The sequence below is a fragment of the Modestobacter sp. DSM 44400 genome (assembly GCF_900107175.1).
Classification (GTDB): Bacteria; Actinomycetota; Actinomycetes; order Mycobacteriales; family Geodermatophilaceae; genus Modestobacter.
This window is the reverse complement of sequence record NZ_FNOZ01000014.1, coordinates 63699-83006: the sequence shown is the minus strand read 5'-3', so window position 1 is coordinate 83006 and position 19308 is coordinate 63699. Positions and strand designations below refer to the sequence as shown.

The following is a 19308-nucleotide window of genomic DNA, read 5'->3' as shown; positions in this document are numbered from 1 at the left end:
TCCTCTCACGTGCGGTCGACCAACGGCAGCGAGCGCAGGCCGCGCTCCAGGTGCCACTGCAGCAGTGCCGCGACCAGTCCGCTGCCTTCCCGGCGGTTGGTGCCCTGGCTCGCCTCCGCCCGGGCCCAGTCGCCGCTCAACAGCGCCTCCATCAACTCGATGGTGACCGGGCTGGGCATCGACGAGCCGGTCGGCCGGCAGGACGGGCAGACCGAGCCACCGGCCGGGACGGAGAAGTGCCGGTGCGGCCCGGCCTCGCCGCAGCGGGCGCAGTCACCGAGCGCCGGTTCCCAGCCGGCCACCGACATGGCCCGCAGCAGGAACGCGTCCAGCACCAGGGTCGGCGGCTTCTCCCCCTCCGCCAGCGTCCGCAGCGCGCCCACCACCAGTAGGAACATCCGCAGCGACGGCTCCTTCTCCTCCGCGGTCAGCCGGTCGGCGGTCTCCAGCACCGCGGTGCCGGCGGTGTAGGCGCGGTAATCGCCGGCGATGCCCGGTCCGTAGGCGCGGATCGACTCGGCCTGGCTGACGATGTCGAGGTTGCGGCCGGTGTAGAGCTGCAGGTCGACGTGGCTGAACGGCTCCAGCCGGGCGCCGAACTTGCTCTTGGTGCGCCGCACGCCCTTGGCCACCGCCCGGACCTTGCCGGTGCGCCGGGTGAGCACGGTGATGATCCGGTCGGCCTCACCCAGCTTCTGGGTGCGCAGGACGATGCCCTCGTCCCGGTACAGCGACTGCGGGACTGAGCTCACGGGAGCAACTCAGTACCCGAGCCGGTTGAGCTTCTTCGGGTCGTCCTGCCACTCGCCGAGCACCGTCACGTGCAGGTCCAGGTGCACCCGGCCGCCGAGCAGCGTCTCCAGTCCGACCCGGGCCTCGCTGCCGATCGCCTTGATGGTCTGCCCGCCCTTGCCCAGCAGCATCGGCTTCTGGCTGGCCCGCTCGACGTGCAGCAGGGCGTGCACCTCGGTGAACACGGCGCTCGCATCGCGGGGGTCGGGCTTGCGGATGATCTCCTCGACGCTGACCGCAAGCGAGTGCGGCACCTCCTGGCGGACCTTCTCCAGCGCCGCTTCCCGCACCAGTTCGGCGATCTGTCGCTCGACGTCCTCGTCGGTGGTCTGCTCCCTGGGATACAGCGGCGGCCCCTCGGGCAGCATCCCGATCAGCAGGTCGCTCAACAGCTCGACCTGATCGCCGGCCACCGCGCTGACCGGCACGATCTCGCGGGCCTCGACCAACTGGCTGGCCGCGATCAGCTGGGCGGTGATGGCCTTCTTGCTCGCCGTATCGGTCTTGGTGACCACCAGCACGACCGGGGTGGACACCTCCTTGAGCTGCCGGGCGATGTAGGCGTCGCCGGTGCCCACCGGCTGGTCGGCGGGGATGCAGAAGACGATGACGTCGACGTCGGACAGGGTGTCGCGGACGACGTCGTTGAGCCGCTGGCCCAGCAGGCTCTTGGGCTTGTGCAAGCCCGGGGTGTCGACCAGCACCAGCTGGCCCTGTGACCGGTGCACGACACCGCGGATCGCGTGCCGGGTGGTCTGCGGGCGGTTGCTGACGATGCCGACCTTCTCGCCGACCAGCGCGTTCGTGAGCGTGGTCTTCCCGGCGTTGGGCCGGCCGACGAGGGCGGCGAAGCCGCTGCGGTGCGGCGCGTGCTCGGGGGTGCTCACGGAGCCAGTCTTCCACCCGGCTACGACGGTCCCGCGGTCCCGGGCGCGAGCACTCTTGCGCTGTTCCATCCGCTCCTGCGGTCGGGCAACAGCGCAAGAGTAGGGAGAACACCGCAAGAGCCGCCGTCCCGGGCGTGCGGACGCAGCTGGGATCATGACCGCATGCCTCCCCGGTCGCGACGTGAGCACGGCGAACCCCTCGTGGTGCAGGCGGCCCGTGACCGGGAGCGGCACGTCAGCCAGGTGACCAGCTACGGCTTCTTCGCGGGGCGCGGCCCCAAGCGCACCGTCACGGTCGTCCCGCCGCCCCTGCGGTACTGGCAGTACGACGCGGCGAGCCCGCTGGTGGTGCTGCTGACCGTCGCCGCCCTCGCCGCCTGGCTCGGCTTCCTCGGCTGGCGCGACGGCAGCGCCGCGGTCACCGACGAACTCCCGCTCGCGTTCGGCCTGGCCGCCCTCGTGCTTCTCGGGGCCACCGGTCGGCTGACCGTCTCCGACGTCGGGGTGTCCACCGACATCGCCGGGCTGCGGCAGACGTCGTCCTTCGGGATCGTGCCGCGGGTCCTGGTCACCGACGTCGTGCTGGGCTCGGCGCCGAAAGGCTGGCCGAAGCCCAAGCGCCGCGGCGGCTGGTGGCCCGGCCGGCGCCGGGTCACGGTGCGGCACCTGGACGGCGACGCGGTCACCGAGCAGGCGTTCACCGTGTGGGTGCGCGACCCGGCCGCCTTCGCCGACGCCCTGGGCCACCCCCTCCCTTGACGGCCCCGTCCAGGGCACCGCCCCGAGCTCGCGAGGGGTGGGAGGACGGGGTCCTTCTTCAGGCGGTGGTGCGCAGGGCCCCGTCCGGGCCGGCCAGGTACACCGGCGCGGACGGCGTCAGGTCGTGGACGGCAGTCAGCCCGGCGTCCTCGACCGCGTCCGCGGCGCTCACCACGGCCGCGGCCTCCAGACCGGTGACGCCACTGGACACCGCCGCCGCGACGGCCGCCTGCAGCGCGGTCAGCTGCAGCGAGGGCAGCGAGACCGTGGCCGCCAGGTAGGTGCGGCCGTCGGTGTCGCGCACGGCCGCACCCTCGGCCGCGCCGGTGCGGCCGCGGGCAGAGCGCGCGAGGGTCACCAGCTTGGCGTCCTCGGGGTCCAGTTCAGGCAGGTCAGCGGCACTCACGAGCAGTCAGCCTTCCACGACGGCGTGCTCGGGCTGACGCCCGGCCGGCTCGCCCTCGTCGGCCCGGCCGCGCCCGTCCGCGCCGTCCTGGTCGCCCGGCCCGGGCACCCGGCAGACCAGCAGCGTGTCGATGCGGTTGCGCCGCCCGCCGGTGCTCTCGGCGACCAGGCGCAGGCCCCCGACCTCGGCGACCGAGCCCTCGATCGGCACCCGGCCGAGCTCGCGGGCCAGTAGGCCGCCCACGGTCTCCACGTCGTCGTCCTCGGGCAGCTCCACCTTGAACAGCTCGGCGAGGTCCTCCACCGGCAGCCGGGCGGTGATCCGCACCGAGCCGTCGGTGAGCTCCTCGACCGGCGGGCGCTGGACGGCGTCGTGCTCGTCGTCGATCTCCCCGACAATCTCCTCGAGGATGTCCTCGATCGTCACCAGGCCGGCAAAGCCGCCGTACTCGTCCACGACGACGGCCATGTGCGTGCGCTGGGCCTGCATCTCCCGCAGCAGCTCGTCGACCGGCTTCGACTCCGGGACGAAGCTCGCCGGGCGCATCAGCTCGGCGACCTGCGGGGCCACCCGGGTGGAGTCGCTGGCGCCCTGGGACCGGCGGACCAGATCCTTCAGGTAGACGATGCCCAGCACGTCGTCGACGTTCTCGCCGATGACCGGGATGCGGCTGAACCCGCTGCGCAGCGCCAGCGCCAGGGCCTGCCGCAGCGTCTTGGTGCTCTCGATCCAGACCACGTCGGGCCGGGGCACCATCACCTCGCGGGCGATGGTGTCGCCCAGCTCGAACACGCCGTGGATCATGTTGCGCTCGCCGGCCTCGACGACACCGCGCTCCTCGGCCATGTCGACCAGCTCGCGCAGCTCGACCTCGCTGGAGAACGGGCCGTCGCGGTAGCCGCGGCCGGGCGTGATCGCGTTGCCGACCAGGATCAGCAGCGTGGCGACCGGGCCCAGCAGCCGGCCGAGCAGGCGGATCAGCTTGGCCCCGGACAGCGCGATGCTGTAGGCGTGCTGGCGGCCCACGGTGCGCGGGCCGACGCCGATCAGCACGTAGCTGACGACGACCATCACCCCGGCCGCGGTGACCACGCCGAGGGCGACGCTGTCGAAGAGCCGGAAGAAGACGTCGGCCACCAGCACCGCCGCGGTCATCTCGCAGACGATCCGCAGCAGGAGCAGCAGGGCGACGTGCCGGGCGCGGTCCTCGACCACCCGGCAGAGAGCGGCGGCGTGCTTGACCCCGTCGCGGCGCATTTCCTCCGCCCGCGCCTTGGACAGCCGCTGCAGGGCGGCCTCCAGTGCGGCGAAGACGCCGGCCAGCAGGACGAGGGCGACGGCGATCACGAGCAGGACCACCGCGGTCGGGCTCATCGGGGACCCGACTCCCCGCTGGCGGTCGGCTCCCCCGTCACCGGGTCACGGGGCGTGGAGCGCCAGCCGTCGAGCAGCGTGGTCTGCAGGCCGAACATCTCCTTCTCCTCGTCGGGCTCCATGTGGTCGTAGCCGAGCAGGTGCAGCACCCCGTGGGTGGCTAGCAGCAGCAGCTCGTCGCCCATGGAATGGCCGGCCGCGCGCGCCTGCCGTACCGCGACGGCGGGGCAGAGCACGACGTCACCGAGCAGCGCCGGACCCGGGTCGGGGTCGTCGGGGCGGGCGGTGTCCAGCTCGTCCATCGGGAAGGCCAGCACGTCGGTCGGGCCCTTCTCCCCCATCCACCGCTCGTGCAGGCTGGCCATGTAGTCGACGTCCACGCACAGCACAGACAGCTCGGCCAGCGGGCTGACGTCCAGCTCTCCCAGCACGTAGCGGCAGACGCCGGCCAGCGCGTGCTCGTCGACGGAGATCTCGGACTCGTTGGCGACCTCGACGGCCACGCTCAGCTCCCCTGCTGGCGGCGCGGCCGGGTGGCCCGGGCCTGTGGCGCCGCGGTCGGGCCGGACTGCCGGGCGGCGTCCCAGCGCTCGTAGGCGTCGACGATGTCGCCGACCAGCCGGTGCCGGACGACGTCGGAGCTGGTCAGCAGGGCGAAGTGGACGTCCTCGATGCCGTCGAGGATGTCCCGCACGATCCGCAGCCCGCTCTGCGCGCCACCCGGGAGGTCGACCTGGGTGACGTCGCCGGTGACCACCATCTTGGAGCCGAAGCCCAGCCGGGTCAGGAACATCTTCATCTGCTCGGCAGTGGTGTTCTGCGCCTCGTCGAGGATCACGAACGCGTCATTCAGACTCCTGCCACGCATGTACGCCAGCGGGGCGACCTCGATGGTGCCGGCGGCCATCAGCCGCGGGATCGACTCGGGGTCGACCATGTCGTGCAGCGCGTCGTACAGCGGCCGCAGGTAGGGATCGATCTTCTCCGACAGCGAGCCGGGCAGAAAGCCCAGCCGCTCGCCGGCCTCGACGGCCGGCCGGGTCAGGATGATCCGGTTGACCTGCTTGGTCTGCAGCGCCTGCACGGCCTTGGCCATGGCCAGGTAGGTCTTGCCGGTGCCGGCCGGGCCGATGCCGAAGATCACGGTGTGGTCGTCGATCGCGTCGACGTAGCGCTTCTGGTTCAGCGTCTTGGGCCGGATGGTGCGGCCCCGGCGGCTGATGATGTCCAGGCTCAGGACGTCGGCCGGCCGCTCGGACCCGCCACTCCTGAGCATCGCCACCACGCGGCGCACCGAGTCCGGGCGCAGCGCCTGCCCGGTGTTCAGCAGCGCGATCAGTTCGTCGAAGACGCGGACGGCGAAGGCGTTGTCGGCCGGCTGACCGGTGACGGAGATCTCGTTGCCGCGCACGTGGACGTCGGCGGTGAGCTCGTCCTCGACCAGTCGGAGGATCTCGTCGCCCGAGCCGAGGAGGGCGACCATGGAGACGCGCGCCGGGACGGTGATGGCGGTGCGGACGGCCGGGGGCCCGCCGTCGGCGGTCGTGTTGTCGATGTTCCCGAGGCCGGCGGCGCGCGCCGAAGCCTCACGGGACTCGCTGGCACCGGGCGGGGTGGACCCTGGTGAGGTGTCGGGCAAGAACGCTCGACCCTGCCTTCCTGCGACGGGGCTGTGACCCGGGCCAGTCTACCCGCGCGGACGACCCGACGAGCCCGGGTTCACACCTCCAGGGGGTCAGCGCCCGGTGTAGCCGGCCTTTCCCGGGCCGTCGGTGAGGAAGGAGGCCACGGCCCCGCGCAGGTCCGCGGTGCCGAACAGCAGCCCCGAGACGGCCGGGACGACGTCGTCCGCCGCTCGTACCCCGTGCCGGACCGCGGTGGCGACCAGCCGCTTGGTCGCCGCGTGGGCGACGGTGGGGCCGGCGGCGACCCGGCGGGCGTACTCGCGGGCGGCCTCGGCGAAGCCCTCGTCGGGCAGCACCCGGTTGACGACGTTCCACCGCTCCAGGACGGCGGCCGGGTAGCGCTCGCCGGTGAAGACCAGCTCCCGGGCCCGCGCCGGACCGGCCCGCTCGGCCAGCCGCTGCGGCCCGCCCATCGACGGGGTGAGCCCCACGACGATCTCCACCAGGCCGAAGGAGGCACGCTCGGCGGCGAGCAGGATGTCGCAGGCCAGCGAGATCTCGAACGCCGCGGTGAGGGTGAGCCCGTGGGCGGCGAAGACGGTGGGCACCGGGAGGTCCTCCAGCGTCTGCACCGTGCGCAGCAGCCGGGCCCACAGTGCCCCACCACGGGCGACGGCGTCCGGGCCCTCGGCGATCTCTGCGAACAGGTGCACGTCGACGCCGGCGGAGACGACCTTGCCGCGAGCCTCGATCAGCACCGCGCGGGCCCGGTCGGGCCGGGCGGGGTCGGTGAGCTCGGCGAGCTCCGCGGTGACCCGTTCCCAGGCATCGAAGACCGCCTGGTCGAACAGGTTGAGCGGGGGGTTGTCCAGGACGACGACGGCGACGTCGCCGTCCCGCTCGACCCGGACGGGGGCAGTGGTCTCGGTCACGCGGACACTCTCGCAGGCGCAGGCGAGCTCAGCCGGGCGGCCAGCCCATCGGGCGCCCGCCCAGGACGTGCAGGTGCACGTGGTGGACCGTCTGGCCGGCGGCCGGTCCGGTGTTGGCCACCAGCCGGTACCCCGGCTCGGCCCCGTCCTCGGTCACCAGACCCTCGGCCACGGCGACCGCGTGGGCCGCGGCCACCACCTCGGCCAGCAGCTGCGGGTCGGCACCGACCAGCAGTCCGGCGGTCGCGTGGTGGTCCTTGGGGACCACCAGCACATGGGTGGGGGCCTGCGGGTTGATGTCCCGGAAGGCGAAGGTGCGCTCGGTCTCGTGGACGACGTCGGCCGGGATCTCCCCGGCGACCATCCGGCAGAACAGGCAGTCCGTCACGACCCTGACCCTAGGTGAGCAGCAGCCGCAGCGATGCCCGACGATGAGCCCGCACCCCATCGTCCCGCTGGAGGTACCCCGTGTCCGCACCCATCCCCTGTCCGAGGACGTAGTGAGCACCCATCGCGCTGCCCGGTCGGGTGGTCCCGTTCCGCACCTCCCGCTCTCCCGCCGCGGCTTCCTCGCCGGCACCGCGGCCCTCGCCGCCGCCGGTCTCACCGCCTGCGGCCGCACCTCCCCCGTCGCCCGTGCCGCGCCCGCGGGTTCGACCGGCCGGCTGAGCATCGGCGCCATCCCCGACCAGGACCCCGAGGTCCTGGCGCGCCTCTACGGCACCGTCGCGGACTCCATGTCCGCCGCCCTGGACCTCGAGGTCGCCTACCAGCCGGTCACCGACTACGCCGCCGCCGTCTCGCTGTTCCGCACCGGCGACCTGGACCTGGTCTGGTTCGGCGGGCTGACCGGCGTGCAGGCCCGGCTGCAGACCCCGGGCGCGACCCCGATCGCCCAACGCGACATCGACGAGGCGTTCCACTCGGTCTTCGTGGTCAACGCCGCGACCGGGCTCGCCCCCTCGGACGACCTCACCCCGCTGGCCGGGCTTCGGTTCACCTACGGCAGCGAGACGTCGACGTCCGGCCGGCTCATGCCCGCGTACTTCCTGCAGCAGCAGGGCGTCGACCCGCAGGGCTTCCCCGGCGGACCCGGGTTCTCCGGCTCGCACGACGCGACCCTCGGGCTCGTGGCGTCGGGCAGCTATCAGGCCGGGGTGCTCAACGAGCAGGTCTGGACGACGCGCACCGCCGAGGGCTCGGTCGACCCGGCGGTCGTGCAGTACGCCCGGACGCCGGCCTTCTCCGACTACCACTGGCTGCTCGGACCCCAGGCGGTCGAGCGGCTCGGCGCGGACCTCCCCGACCGGCTGACCGGCTACTTCACCGGGCTGTCCGCCGACGACCCCGGTGGCGCGGAGGTCCTCGACCTGTTCGGCGCCGGCTCCTTCGTGCCGACGGAGGCCTCGAACTACGATCAGATCGAGGAGATCGGCCGGCAGCTGGGACTGGTCAGCTGACCGCCGTCCTGCGGCTCTCCGGCGTCGAGGTCCGCTTCGGCGGCACGACCGCGCTGGCCGGCGTCGACCTCGTCGTCGACGCCGGCGAGCGGGTCGCCGTGGTCGGGCCCTCCGGTGCGGGCAAGTCGACGTTGCTGGCGCTGGCCAACGGTGCGGTTCCCCCCACTGCCGGGTCGGTGCAGGTGCTGGGCGCGGACGTGGCCGCACTGCGCGGCCGGGCGCTGCGCCGGCTGCGCGCACGGGTCGGCACGGTGCACCAGCATCTCGAGCTGGTCGGGCAGCTGCGGGTGGTGCACAACGTCAACGCCGGCCGGCTGGGCAGCTGGCCGGCCGGCCGGGCGGCCTGGTCGCTGGCGCGCCCGCAGGGCCTGCCGGAGGTGCTGGCCGCGCTGGCCCGGCTCGACCTGGCCGACCGGGTGTTCGAGCGCACCGACCGGCTCTCCGGCGGGCAGCGGCAGCGGGTCGCCGTCGCCCGGCTGCTCGTGCAGCGACCGGAACTCGTGCTCGCCGACGAGCCGGCGTCCGCGCTGGACCCGGCCCTGGCCGACCGCGTCCTGGGGCTGCTGGCGGAGCTGGCGACCGAGCCCGGCGGCGCGCTGGTGGCCTCGCTGCACGACCCCGCGCTGGCGCTGCGGCACTGCACCCGGGTCGTCGGGCTCGTCGCCGGCCGGGTGGCGCTCGACGCACCCACGTCTGCGCTCACCGTCGGGGACCTGGCCACCTTCTACGGGGCACCGCGGTGACCGCCGTCCTGGAGTCACCGCCGACGGTGCCGTCCCGCCTGCACCGGGCGCGGGCCCGGTGGGCGTGGGGGCTGGGCGCGGTCGCCGTCGTCCTCTGGTCGCTGGCCGGCGCTGGGCTGTTCAGCGGGAACGTCGTCAACCCGGCCGGCCGGGCACAGTTCGGCCGGTTCGCCGGCACCGCCCTCTCCCCCGCGCTGGACGCCGCCTTCCTGCAGGTGCTGGCCTCCAGCGCGCTGATCACGATCGCCTACGCCGTCCTCGGCGCGGCGCTGGCGGTGCTGCTCGGCGCGCTGGGGGCGGTGCTCGTCGCCCGCACGACCTGGGGACGGCGCCGGCTGGGCTGGACGCTGGCCCGCGGGGCGCTCGCCGTCCCCCGCGGGCTGCACGAGGCGGTGTGGGGGCTGCTGCTGGTCAACGTGCTGGGTCTGGACCCCTGGGTGGGGGTGCTGGCCATCGGCCTGGCCTACGGCGCGGTGACCGCCAAGGTCTTCGCCGACCTGCTCGACGAGGTGCCCCGCGGCAGCTACGACGCGCTGCTGGCCGCCGGCTCGGGCCGGATCGCCGCGGCGCTCTACGGGCTGCTGCCCCCGGCGTCCGGCGGGCTGCTGTCCTACGCCTTCTACCGGCTGGAGTGCGCGGTCCGGTCCGCGGTCGTGCTCGGACTGATCGGCGCCGGCGGGCTCGGGTACCAGCTGGCGCTGTCGTTCAGCTCGCTGCGCTGGGAGCAGGTGTGGAGCTGCGTCTACGCGCTGGCCGCGCTGTGCCTGCTCGCCGACGTCGGTGGACGCGCTGTCCGTCGCCGGCTGGCCGCCCCGCGCACCCCGGGCGACCGGCTGGCCCGCGATCGGGTGCTGACCGCGGCGGTGCTGACCACGCTGGCGCTGGTGGCCTGGTCGTGGTGGTACCTGGCGATCTCCCCGGCCACGCTGTTCGCCGAGCGGACCCGGGAGCAGCTGGGCTACGTGCTGGGCGCGGCCTGGCCGCCGGACACCGACGGCGGGCTGCTGCGCTCGATCGCCGTCCTGGCGGTGGACACGGTGCAGATGTCGGTGATCGCCATCGCGCTGGCCACCGTCGGCACCGTCGCCCTCGCCGGCCTGGCCGCGCAGCCCGCCGGGCCCACAGGGCCGGGACGGCGGCTGACCGGGACCGCCGTCCGGATGGGATTGCTGCTGCTGCGCGCCGTCCCGCCGCCGGTGTGGGCACTGGTGGTGCTGTTCGTGCTGCTGCCGGGCGTGCTGCCCGGTGCGGTGGCCCTGGGCCTCTACACCCTGGGCGTGCTCGGCCGGCTGGCCGCGGAGGCCACCGAGGAGCTGGACCCCCGGCCCCGGGCCGCACTGGCCGCACTCGGCGCCGGCCCGGCTGCCGGGTGGCTGTACGGGGTGCTGCCCGGGGCCACCGGGCCGGTGCTGGCCTACGCGCTCTACCGGTGGGAAGTTGCCATCCGGGACAGCGTGCTGGTGGGGCTGCTCGGTGCCGGCGGGCTCGGTGCGCTGCTCGCCTCCCGGGTGGGGGCCTTCGACTGGGCCGCGGTGACCACGATCCTGATCGCGCTGGTGCTGCTGACGCTGGCCGTGGACCTGGTCAGCGCCCGCGCCCGAGCGGCGCTGAGATGAGTTGCGGGGAAGGAACGCTTGCGACCACCCCCGAGTTGATCAACGGCAACCGGTTGACCCCACCGGCGTGGCGAGCAGCCATTCGCCGATGATCAACTAGGGACCGGTTCTACAACCAGCGGGTCCCGGCCGAGATCGCAGCCAGCGCAGCGGCGCCGGCGGTCGACGTCCGCAGCACCTCGGCGCCCAGGCGCACCGCCTGCGCGCCCGCCGCACGGAAGGCGACCACCTCGCCGTCGGTGAGCCCGCCCTCGGGCCCGACGACGACGGCGACGGTGCCGATGGCCGGCACGGTCAGCCCGGCGAGGGGGCGGCTGGCCTGCTCGTGCAGCACCAGCGCGAGGTCGACGTCGGTGAGCAGCCCGCACACCTGGCGGGTGCTCATCGGCTCGGTCACCTCGGGCACCCGCGGCCGGCGGGCCTGCTTGCTCGCCGCCCGGGCTGCGGACCGCCACTTGGCCAGGCCCTTGTCCACGCGGTCGTCGCGCCACTTGGTGACGCAGCGGGCCGCCGTCCACGGCACGACCCGGTCCACGCCGAGCTCGGTGGCCAGCTCCACGGCCAGCGGGCCGCGCTCACCCTTGGGCAGCGCCTGCACCAGCACCAGCGTCGGGGCGGGCTCGGGGACCTGGTGCCGGACGGCGACCTGCACCCGCAGTCCGTCGGGGCCGGCTGCGAGCACCGTGCCCTCGGCGACCAGGCCACGGCCGTCGCCGACCCGCACCCGCTCTCCCGGGGTCAGCCGCAGCACGTCCACGGCGTGCCGCCCTTCGGACCCCGCCACGATGAGCACGTCGCCGTCGGGCAGCTCGTCGAGCAGGAACAGCGGGGCGCCGTCGAGCTCGGGCACCGCACTGTCGGTGGGGACGCTCATCGCCCGAACGCGTCCCGGACCCGGGAGAACAGCCCGCCCTGCGGGGCGCCGCTGCCCACGGGCAGTTCCTCGCCGCGCAGCGCGGCGAGCTCGCGCAGCAGCTCCTGCTGGCGCTCGTCGATCCGCGTGGGGGTCTGCACGTCGACGTGCACCATCAGGTTGCCGCGCCCGGTGCCGCGCAGCCGCGGCGCACCGTGGGCGCGCAGGGTCAGCACGCTGCCGGACTGGGTGCCGGCCTTGATGTCGAGGTCCTCGACGCCGTCGAGGGTCTGCAGCTTCAGCGTCGTCCCGAGGCCTGCGGCCGTCATCGGCAGGGTGACCCGGCAGTGCAGGTCCTCCCCGTCGCGGGTGAAGACCTCGTGCGGGCGCTCGTGCACCTCGACGTAGAGGTCACCGGCCGGGCCGCCGCCGGGGCCGACCTCGCCGTGGCCGGCCAGCCGGATGCGCATGCCGTCCTCGATGCCGGCGGGGATCTTCACCGGGATGGTGCGGCGGGCCCGGACCCGCCCGTCACCGGCGCACTTCGGGCACGGCTCGGGGATGACCCGCCCGGTGCCGCCGCAGGTGGGGCAGGGGCGGGTGGCGACGACCTGGCCGAGGAAGGAGCGCTGCACGCTCTGCACCTCGCCGCGGCCCTCGCAGGTGGTGCAGGTGGCCGGGTGCGTGCCCGGCGCGGTGCCCGCGCCGGCGCAGGTGTCGCAGAGCACGGCAGTGTCGACGGTGATGTCGGTCGTCGTCCCGAAGACCGTCTCGTCCAGGTCGAGGTCGACCCGGATGAGCGCGTCGCCGCCGGCCCGGGTGCGGCTACGCGGGCCGCGCGCGGCTGCCCCGCCCCCGAAGAAGGCGTCCATGATGTCGCCCAGGCCGCCGAACCCGGCGCCGCCGCCGAACGGGCTGCCGGCGCCGCCCCGGGCGGTGTCGTACGGGTCGCCGCCCAGGTCGATGATCCGGCGCTTCTCCGGGTCGGTCAGCGCCTCGTAGGCACGGCTGACCTCCTGAAAGCGCTCCTTGGCGCCGGGCTCGGGGTTGACGTCGGGGTGCAGGTCCCGCGCCAGCTTCCGGTAGGCGCGCTTGATCTCGGTGTCACTGGCGTGCTGGGCCAGGCCCAGCACGCCGTAGTAGTCGGTCGCCATCGATGTGTTCTCGTCCTCAGCTCTCGGCCAGCAACTGGCCGACGTAGCGGGCCACGGCTCGTACCGCGGCCATGTTGCCTGCGTAGTCCATCCGGGTCGGGCCGACGACGCCGAGCCCGCCGAGGGCCTGTTCGCCGGCGCCGTACCCGACCGAGACGAACGAGGCACCGGTCAGCGCCTCGTGCTCGTTCTCCTGGCCGATGCTCACCAGCACGGTGCTGGGCCCCACCTCGGCCATCAACCGCAGGACGACGACCTGTTCTTCCAGCGCCTCCAGCAGTGGGCGCACGGTCCCCGGGAAGTCCAGGGCGCTGCCCCGGGCCAGATTGGCCGTGCCGCCGATGACCAGGCGGTCCTCGGTCGGCTCCATCAGGGTTTCCAGCAGCGTCGCGCTGACCGCTGCGACGAGGCCGCGCAGGTGCGGCGGGGCACCCTCGACCAGGTCACCGACCTTGCCGCTGGCCTCGGCCAGCTTGGCGCCGGTGAAGGACGCGTTGAGCAGCGTGCGCAGCTCGGCGACGGTGTCGGCGTCGGCCTCGGCGGCGACCTCCACGACCCGCTGCTCGACCCGGCCGGTATCGGTGATGAGCACCATCAGCAGCCGGGAGGCCGTGAGCGGCACCAGTTCCAGGTGCCGGACAGCGCTGCGCGACAGCGTCGGGTACTGGACGACAGCCACCTGGCGGGTCAACTGCGCGAGCAGCCGCACCGTCCGCCCGAGGACGTCGTGCAGGTCGACCGCGCCGTCCAGGAACTTCTCGATCGCCCGCCGTTCGGCCACCGACAGCGGCTTGACCGCCGACAGCCGGTCGACGAAGAAGCGGTAGCCCTTGTCGGTGGGCACCCGGCCGGCGCTGGTGTGCGGCTGGGTGATGTAACCCTCCTCCTCGAGGACGGCCATGTCGTTGCGGATCGTGGCCGGGCTCACCCCGAGGTCGTACCGGGCGGCCAGTGCCTTGCTCCCCACCGGGTCGTTGGTGGAGACGTAGTCCTGGACGATCGCCCGCAGCACCCGCAGGCGCCGGTCGTCGTGCGCCACGGCTGACACCTCCCGTACCCGTCGACGTGGCCCGCGCAGGAACCGGCCGGGGCGGCGCCCTGGCACTCCCACAGGCCGAGTGCCAGCATACGACCGCCCGGCGCCCGGGTCGTCAGGTCGCGGGTGTGGGATCGATCCCCCACCGACCGTGGGCGGCGACGTCCGCCGGCCCCCACTAGGCTGGTCTGCGGTCGACGGGCCCCTGCCGACGGGGCCCGGGGAGCAGGGGGATCGGTCCTGATCTTCAAGGCGGTGCGGGACGGGCGGCCGTACCCCGACCATGGCTTCTCCACCCGGGACTGGGCGTTGATCCCCCCTCGGCAGATCCGGCTCGACACGCTGGTCACGACCAAACTGGAGCTGGCCCTCGACGCGCTGCTCGCCGACGACTCCACCTTCTACGGCGACCTGTTCCCGCACGCCGTGCAGTGGCTGGGCGAGATGTACCTGGAGGACGGCCTGCACCGGGCGCTCCGGGCGGCGCTGCAGCAGCGCAACGTCATCCATGTGCGGGTGCTGGACCTCGACGCACTGATGCCCGCCCAGCCGGCCGGCGAGCCGGGCACGGACGATGCCGCGCCGGCGGACTTCCCTGCGGACGCTCGCTCGGCCGCCGGTGGGCACTCCCCCAGCTGAGCCGGCCGGCAACTCAAAGCCAGCCCTTGTCCTCCGCCACCCGCGCTGCCTCCACCCGGGGACGGGCGCCGGTCTTGCCGATCGCCGAGGACAGGTGGTTGCGCACGGTCCCCTCGGACAGGAACAACCGCCCGGCGATGTCGGAGACGGTCGCCCCGCCGGCCGCGGCGCGCAGCACGTCGGCCTCCCGGACCGACAGCGGCGTCGCGCCCAGGGCCAGCGCCGCCGCGGCGAGGTCCCGGTCGATCACCCGCTCGCCGGCGACCACCGCGCGGATTGCCCGGGCCAGCTCGGACACCGTGGAATCCTTGACCAGGAACCCGGCCGCGCCGACCTTCATGGCCCGCCGCAGGAACCCCGGCCGGCCGAAGGTGGTCAGCACCACCGCCCGGCAGGTGGGCAGCTCGGCGGCCAGCTGGCCGGCTGCGGCGAGGCCGTCCATCCCGGGCATCTCGATGTCGAGCAGGGCGACGTCCGGGCTGCTCGTCCGCTTCGCGGCCAGCACCTCTCCGACCCGCGTCTCGGTCGGCAGGCCGCCGCGCTGGAGCCGACCCCGCCGACCCCGCCGACCCCGCCGACCCCGCCGGCGGCGATGGCGGCCGCCGGATCGCGGCCGAGCAGCCGCACCGTCCCGGCGGCCGGCCGGAACAGGCCCAGCGCCGCGTTTGACGGTGGAGGACTTGCCGGGCCCGTTGGAGCCGAGGAGCGCGACGGTCTCACCGGCGGCGATGCGCAGGCCGAGGCCGTCGACGGCGAGCGTGTCGCCGTATCGGACGGTCAGCCCCTCGATCTCGAGGGCGGCGGGCGGGAGCGTGCGTCGAGCCTGGCCGCCGCAGCCCGTCCCCGGCAGTGCGAGACGTCGTCGACCCGACCCGACGGATGTCAGATCGGGCACCGGCGCGTCCGCTCCCAGCAGCCCGTCCGGACTCGACGTTCGACCTACTCTCGGGCCGCGCTCCGGTCGGAGCCGAGCCGGAACAGGGAGGTGGCGGGATCGTGCGCTGGACAGCTCTGCGCGGACCCGAGTCCCCAGGTGCGGTCGCGGTCGCTCCCACACCGCCGACCGCTGCCCTGGCGCGGCCGGTCCGCCGGGTCGAACACGACGCCAGCATGGAGACCGCCGCGCAGCAGGCCGGGGTGCTGTCGCAGGCCAGCCGCGAGGTGTCGGACACCTCGCAGCAGGCGGCCGAGTCCCTCACCGAGCTGCGCGCCGCGATCGGCGACATCTCGGCGAGCACCAGCCGGGCCTCCGCGGTGGCGGAGGAGGCGGTCCGCGACGCGCAGGCGGTCGACGAGCGGATCGCCGCCCTGCAGAGCGCCAGCGATGCGATCACCGAGATCGTCCGGCTCATCTCCGCCATCAGCCAGCAGAGCCGGATGCTGGCGCTGAACGCCTACGTCGAGGCAGCGCGCGCCGGAGAGGTGGGCCTCGGGTTCGCCGTGGTCGCCGACGAGGTCAAGCAGCTGGCTGGGCGCACCGCGCAGGCCGCCGAGGACATCGGGGCGCAGATCGGCGCCGTCCAGTCGGAGACCCGGCAGGCGGTGGCGGTCATCCAGCGGATCAGCGGCACACTCGGCTCCATCGCCCAGGCCCAGGACTCCATCGCTGCGGCAGTGGAACAGCAGCGGGCCGCCGCCGACCGGGTCGTGGACAACGTCGACCGCGCGGCCAGCGGGTCCGCCCGCATCACCGAGGCGGTCGCCCAGCTGGCCGAGAGCCAGCGCCTGGTCTACGTCCGTCGCGCGCTGGCCACGGCCCAGGACCTGCTGGACGACGCGGGCGGGATCGAGCTCGGGACGGCCCGCGTCACGCTGACCGTGCGCAACCAGGTCACCGCGCAAACGGGCACCGCGCAGCTGCCCGAGTTGCTCCTCGGTGGCGTGCCGCTGCACCGGGAGGACGACCCGCGGCGATCGGCCGCGCTGGTCGATGAGGTCGTGCGGAACGTCGGTGGGACCTGCACCTTGTTCCAGCGCCTCGATGACGAGGGCAGCATGGTGCGGGTGGCGACGACGGTCGTGACGGCCGAGGGAAAGCGCAACATCGGCACCTACATCCCCCGGTCCAACCCGGATGGCAGCTCCAATCCCGTGCTGGCCGCGGTGCTGGCCGGACAGACCTACACCGGCGCTGCGACCGTCACCGGGCGGCCCTACTTCACCGCCTACGCGAGCGTGCAGTCGGCGGCCGGGGACCTCATCGGCATGCTGTACGTGGGGCTGCCGCTCGGAGATGGGTAGGAACCTGGACTGCGCCGACGAAGTCGGCTCCGCTGGCCCGGCGCGGGGCCGCAGGCTTCCGCCGGGCCCGCGGGCAACGGCTCAGCGGAAGCCGGGAACGGCACCTGGCCGCGGTGCGGCCCGGAGGGTCGCGATGTGCTCAGCTCAGGTCGCGGATCACCGCGTCGGCGAGCAGCCGGCCGCGGTCGGTGAGGACGGCGAGCCCGGCGGCGTGCGGCTCGGGCTCGAGCAGCCCGCGGACGACGGACTCCGCGGCCCGCAGCCGGCCGGCCTCCGACAGCGCACCCAGCGGCAGCCCGTCGCGCAGCCGCAGACCCAGCATCACCCGTTCCAGCGCCTGGTCCTCCGCGGTGAGCTGCTCGGCGTCCGCGGCCGGGGACAGCCCGGCGGCGAGCCGGTCGGCGTAGGCGGCAGGGTGCTTGACGTTCCACCAGCGCAGCCCGCCGACGTGCGAGTGCGCTCCCGGTCCGATCCCCCACCAGTTGGCGTTGGCCCAGTACAGCTCGTTGTGCCGGCAGCGTGCCGCCCGGTCCCGCGCCCAGTTGGAGACCTCGTACCAGCCCAGTCCGGCGCCGGCGAGCACCCGGTCAGCGGCCTCGTAGCGGTCGGCCAGGACGTCGTCGTCCGGCATGGGCAGCTCACCGCGGGCGACCCGCCGGGCCAGCCGGGTGCCCTGCTCGACGATCAGCGCGTAGGCACTGACGTGGTCGACGGGGGCGTCCAGGACGGCGGCCAGTGAGGCCGCCCAGTCGGCATCGGTCTCGCCGGGAGCGCCGTAGATCAGGTCCAGGTTGACGTGCTCGAAGCCGGCCGCGCGGGCCTCCCGGGCGGCCTGCGCTGCCCGGCCCGGGGTGTGCCGGCGGTCCAGCACGGCGAGCACGTGCTCGGCGGCGGACTGCATGCCCAGGCTGATCCGGGTGAACCCACCGGCGCGCAGGGTGTCCAGCGACGCGGGGGTGACCGACTCCGGGTTGGCCTCGGTGGTCACCTCGACGTCCGCGGCGACCGGGAAGAGCTCGTGGACCTCGGCCAGCACCGCGGTGAGGTCGGCGGCCGGGAGCAGGGTGGGCGTGCCGCCGCCGACGAAGACCGTCTGCACCGTCGGCCGGTCGGGGCCCAGGACGTCGGCGGCCAGCCGGAGCTCGGCGATCGCGGTGGCCGCGTACTCGCTGCGGGTGGCGCCGGGACCGAGTTCGTCGGAGGTGTAGGTGTTGAAGTCGCAGTAGCCGCAGCGGGTGGCGCAGAAGGGCACGTGCACGTAGAGGCCGAACGGCGTCGTCGCCAGGCTGTCCCGGGCCGACGCCGGCAACATCGAAAGGTCGGCCGGCAGCACGGGCGGGACGGCTCGGGCGGCGCCGAGCAGGGGCAGGGTGGTGGTCACTGCCTCCCAGTGTGACCGTCTGCTGCAACCTCCCCGCGACGCGCCGTCCTCACCTTGTCGCTCGGCATGCCGGTGGGTTGGCTCGGGGGATGGGCAGTGCCTGGGTCGGGTTCAGCAGCGCCGTCGTCGTCGCCGTGCTCACCTTTGGGTTCGGACTGCTCAACCTCCGTCGCAACACGACGAACCAGCGAGCGGAAGAGCTGCGCCGTCGCCGAGTAGAGGTGTATTCGGCATTCTGCGCCGGGGTCATCGAGTACCGCCGGGCCCAGCTACACCGGTGGCACGTCACGGCACGGTTGGGTAGCACGGAAAAGGTCGAGAAGAAGGCCCCGGACGTGGCCGAAGACGTCCGGCGCAACCGCGCGACTGCATGGGGCCGCTTCTACGAAGTCCTCATGATCTGCAACGACCCGCACGTGGAGAGCGAGGCGCGCGCGGCAATGGAACTGGCCCGCTCGATGAAGGAGTCCCGGACGGCGGAACAACTGGACGCAATCAGCGACAAGGTCCACGACCAAGTCGCACGCTTCGCCCGTGTCGCTGGGCGCACCGTCCTCGCGACGGACCAGCGCGAGGCGGCACCGCCCCCAGCGCCAGCTGTCGGGCCCGGCAGGATGGCCCGGTGACCTCAGGAACAGAGCGCGTGCTGTCCGTCGAGGTGTCCCGCGGTGTGGCGCGGTTGACCCTGGACTCCCCCGCCAACCGCAACGCCCTGTCCCGCGCGATGCGGGCGCAGCTGCGGCAGGCGCTGACCGACGCCTTCGCCGACGACGCCGTCCGGGTCGTGGTGCTCGACCACACCGGCCGGGTGTTCTGCTCCGGGATGGACCTGTCCGAGGCATCCGGCGGTGCGGCCGCCGACCAGGGGGTCAACGAGTTCCCCGAGCTGCTCGAGCTGGTGTGGTCGGCACCGAAACCGGTCATCGCCGCCGTCCGCGGTCCGGCGCGCGCCGGTGGGGTCGGACTGCTCGCGGCCTGCGACGTGGTCGTGGCCGGCGCCTCGGCCACCTTCGCGTTCAGCGAGGTCCGGATCGGCGTCGTCCCGGCGGTGATCTCGGCGGTGGTCCGGCCGCGGATGCTGCCCCACGCGGTGCACCGGCTGATGCTCACCGGCGAGGTGTTCGACGCCGACACGGCGGCGGCCGGCGGGCTGGTCGACCTGGCCGTGCCCGATGACGAGGTCGACGCCACGGTGGCCGCGCAGGTCACCGCGCTGGGCGCAGGCGCTCCGGCTGCGCTGGCGGAGACCAAGCGGCTGCTGCGGTCCACGCCGACCGGGACGCTGTCGGAGCAGTTTGCCAACCTGTCGAGCCTGTCGGCCCGGTTCTTCGCCAGCGCCGAGGGACAGGAGGGCATCGCCGCGTTCCGGGAGAACCGGCCCGCCCGCTGGGTGCCCGCCGCGGAGTGACC

The 19308-nt window shown here is 74.1% G+C and carries 20 protein-coding genes and 1 pseudogene; 8 read left to right on the top strand and 13 right to left on the bottom strand.

The window, feature by feature from the left end:
- Window positions 1–5 precede the first annotated feature (5 nt).
- A complete protein-coding gene (gene recO, locus BLW04_RS11245) occupies window positions 6–752 on the bottom strand; it encodes a DNA repair protein RecO (protein ID WP_091540351.1) in 747 nt (248 codons plus the stop codon).
- 9 nt (window positions 753–761) lie between these two features.
- Window positions 762–1679, bottom strand: coding sequence for a GTPase Era (era, locus tag BLW04_RS11240; RefSeq protein ID WP_091540458.1), 918 nt, complete (start codon window positions 1677–1679; stop codon window positions 762–764).
- 162 nt (window positions 1680–1841) lie between these two features.
- On the opposite strand from era, the gene BLW04_RS11235 reads away from it, so the two are divergent.
- Window positions 1842–2438, top strand: coding sequence for a hypothetical protein (locus BLW04_RS11235; protein ID WP_139306817.1), 597 nt, complete (start codon window positions 1842–1844; stop codon window positions 2436–2438).
- Between the two features lie 58 nt (window positions 2439–2496).
- Here the strand turns inward: BLW04_RS11235 and BLW04_RS11230 are convergent, their stop codons facing one another.
- The 6 genes from BLW04_RS11230 to BLW04_RS11205 form a co-directional block, all read right to left on the bottom strand.
- Window positions 2497–2844, bottom strand: a complete 348-nt coding sequence (locus BLW04_RS11230; RefSeq protein ID WP_254781351.1) for a cytidine deaminase — start codon at window positions 2842–2844, stop codon at window positions 2497–2499.
- Window positions 2845–2850: 6 nt separating this feature from the next.
- A complete protein-coding gene (locus BLW04_RS11225) occupies window positions 2851–4218 on the bottom strand; it encodes a hemolysin family protein (RefSeq protein ID WP_091540344.1) in 1368 nt (455 codons plus the stop codon).
- Window positions 4215–4721: an rRNA maturation RNase YbeY gene (gene ybeY / locus BLW04_RS11220; RefSeq protein WP_091540340.1), complete on the bottom strand. Its 507-nt coding sequence runs from the start codon at window positions 4719–4721 to the stop codon at window positions 4215–4217. The genes BLW04_RS11225 and ybeY overlap by 4 nt, the downstream gene beginning before the upstream one ends.
- Window positions 4722–4723: 2 nt before the next feature.
- A complete protein-coding gene (locus tag BLW04_RS11215; protein WP_254781348.1) occupies window positions 4724–5857 on the bottom strand; it encodes a PhoH family protein in 1134 nt (377 codons plus the stop codon).
- Window positions 5858–5953: 96 nt separating this feature from the next.
- Window positions 5954–6775 carry an enoyl-CoA hydratase/isomerase family protein gene (locus BLW04_RS11210; RefSeq protein ID WP_091540336.1) on the bottom strand — a complete coding sequence of 274 codons (822 nt, stop codon included), beginning with the start codon at window positions 6773–6775 and terminating at the stop codon, window positions 5954–5956.
- 28 nt (window positions 6776–6803) lie between these two features.
- A complete protein-coding gene (locus tag BLW04_RS11205; protein WP_175484012.1) occupies window positions 6804–7163 on the bottom strand; it encodes an HIT domain-containing protein in 360 nt (119 codons plus the stop codon).
- A 43-nt stretch (window positions 7164–7206) separates the two neighbouring features.
- On the opposite strand from BLW04_RS11205, the gene BLW04_RS11200 reads away from it, so the two are divergent.
- The 3 genes from BLW04_RS11200 to BLW04_RS11190 are packed head-to-tail and all read left to right on the top strand — an operon-like array spanning window position 7207 to window position 10594.
- On the top strand, window positions 7207–8235 hold the full coding sequence (locus tag BLW04_RS11200) for a putative selenate ABC transporter substrate-binding protein (RefSeq protein WP_091540332.1): 1029 nt from the start codon (window positions 7207–7209) through the stop codon (window positions 8233–8235).
- Window positions 8232–8978, top strand: coding sequence for a phosphonate ABC transporter ATP-binding protein (locus tag BLW04_RS11195; RefSeq protein WP_091540442.1), 747 nt, complete (start codon window positions 8232–8234; stop codon window positions 8976–8978). The genes BLW04_RS11200 and BLW04_RS11195 overlap by 4 nt, the downstream gene beginning before the upstream one ends.
- A complete protein-coding gene (locus BLW04_RS11190) occupies window positions 8975–10594 on the top strand; it encodes a PhnE/PtxC family ABC transporter permease (RefSeq protein WP_091540328.1) in 1620 nt (539 codons plus the stop codon). The genes BLW04_RS11195 and BLW04_RS11190 overlap by 4 nt, the downstream gene beginning before the upstream one ends.
- Before the next feature lie 109 nt (window positions 10595–10703).
- Here the strand turns inward: BLW04_RS11190 and BLW04_RS11185 are convergent, their stop codons facing one another.
- Genes BLW04_RS11185 through hrcA form a run of 3 tightly spaced genes read right to left on the bottom strand, consistent with a single transcriptional unit; the run spans window position 10704 to window position 13640 of the window.
- A complete protein-coding gene (locus BLW04_RS11185; protein WP_091540324.1) occupies window positions 10704–11468 on the bottom strand; it encodes a 16S rRNA (uracil(1498)-N(3))-methyltransferase in 765 nt (254 codons plus the stop codon).
- A complete protein-coding gene (gene dnaJ, locus BLW04_RS11180; RefSeq protein ID WP_091540321.1) occupies window positions 11465–12601 on the bottom strand; it encodes a molecular chaperone DnaJ in 1137 nt (378 codons plus the stop codon). Before dnaJ ends, BLW04_RS11185 begins: the two co-directional genes overlap by 4 nt.
- A 16-nt stretch (window positions 12602–12617) precedes the next feature.
- Window positions 12618–13640: a heat-inducible transcriptional repressor HrcA gene (gene hrcA, locus BLW04_RS11175; RefSeq protein WP_091540317.1), complete on the bottom strand. Its 1023-nt coding sequence runs from the start codon at window positions 13638–13640 to the stop codon at window positions 12618–12620.
- A gap of 237 nt (window positions 13641–13877) precedes the next feature.
- On the opposite strand from hrcA, the pseudogene BLW04_RS11170 reads away from it, so the two are divergent.
- Window positions 13878–14168 (top strand): annotated as a pseudogene (locus BLW04_RS11170) (type II toxin-antitoxin system VapB family antitoxin); the annotation flags it as partial.
- A gap of 121 nt (window positions 14169–14289) precedes the next feature.
- On the opposite strand, the gene BLW04_RS28355 reads toward BLW04_RS11170, so the two are convergent.
- Window positions 14290–15171 carry a response regulator gene (locus BLW04_RS28355; RefSeq protein ID WP_254781344.1) on the bottom strand — a complete coding sequence of 294 codons (882 nt, stop codon included), beginning with the start codon at window positions 15169–15171 and terminating at the stop codon, window positions 14290–14292.
- Window positions 15172–15272: 101 nt separating this feature from the next.
- On the opposite strand from BLW04_RS28355, the gene BLW04_RS11160 reads away from it, so the two are divergent.
- Window positions 15273–16517 (top strand): Cache 3/Cache 2 fusion domain-containing protein, encoded by a 1245-nt coding sequence (locus BLW04_RS11160; protein ID WP_254781341.1) that lies wholly within the window; start codon window positions 15273–15275, stop codon window positions 16515–16517.
- 139 nt (window positions 16518–16656) lie between these two features.
- Here BLW04_RS11160 and hemW read toward each other — a convergent pair whose 3' ends face one another.
- Complete coding sequence (gene hemW, locus BLW04_RS11155; protein ID WP_254781338.1) at window positions 16657–17898, bottom strand: radical SAM family heme chaperone HemW; 1242 nt, start codon at window positions 17896–17898, stop codon at window positions 16657–16659.
- Window positions 17899–17987: 89 nt separating this feature from the next.
- Here hemW and BLW04_RS11150 point away from each other — a divergent pair, with 89 nt between their 5' ends.
- Both BLW04_RS11150 and BLW04_RS11145 read left to right on the top strand, forming a co-directional pair.
- Complete coding sequence (locus tag BLW04_RS11150) at window positions 17988–18524, top strand: hypothetical protein (protein ID WP_091540311.1); 537 nt, start codon at window positions 17988–17990, stop codon at window positions 18522–18524.
- Window positions 18521–19306, top strand: coding sequence for an enoyl-CoA hydratase-related protein (locus tag BLW04_RS11145; protein ID WP_091540306.1), 786 nt, complete (start codon window positions 18521–18523; stop codon window positions 19304–19306). The genes BLW04_RS11150 and BLW04_RS11145 overlap by 4 nt, the downstream gene beginning before the upstream one ends.
- Window positions 19307–19308: the final 2 nt, after the last annotated feature.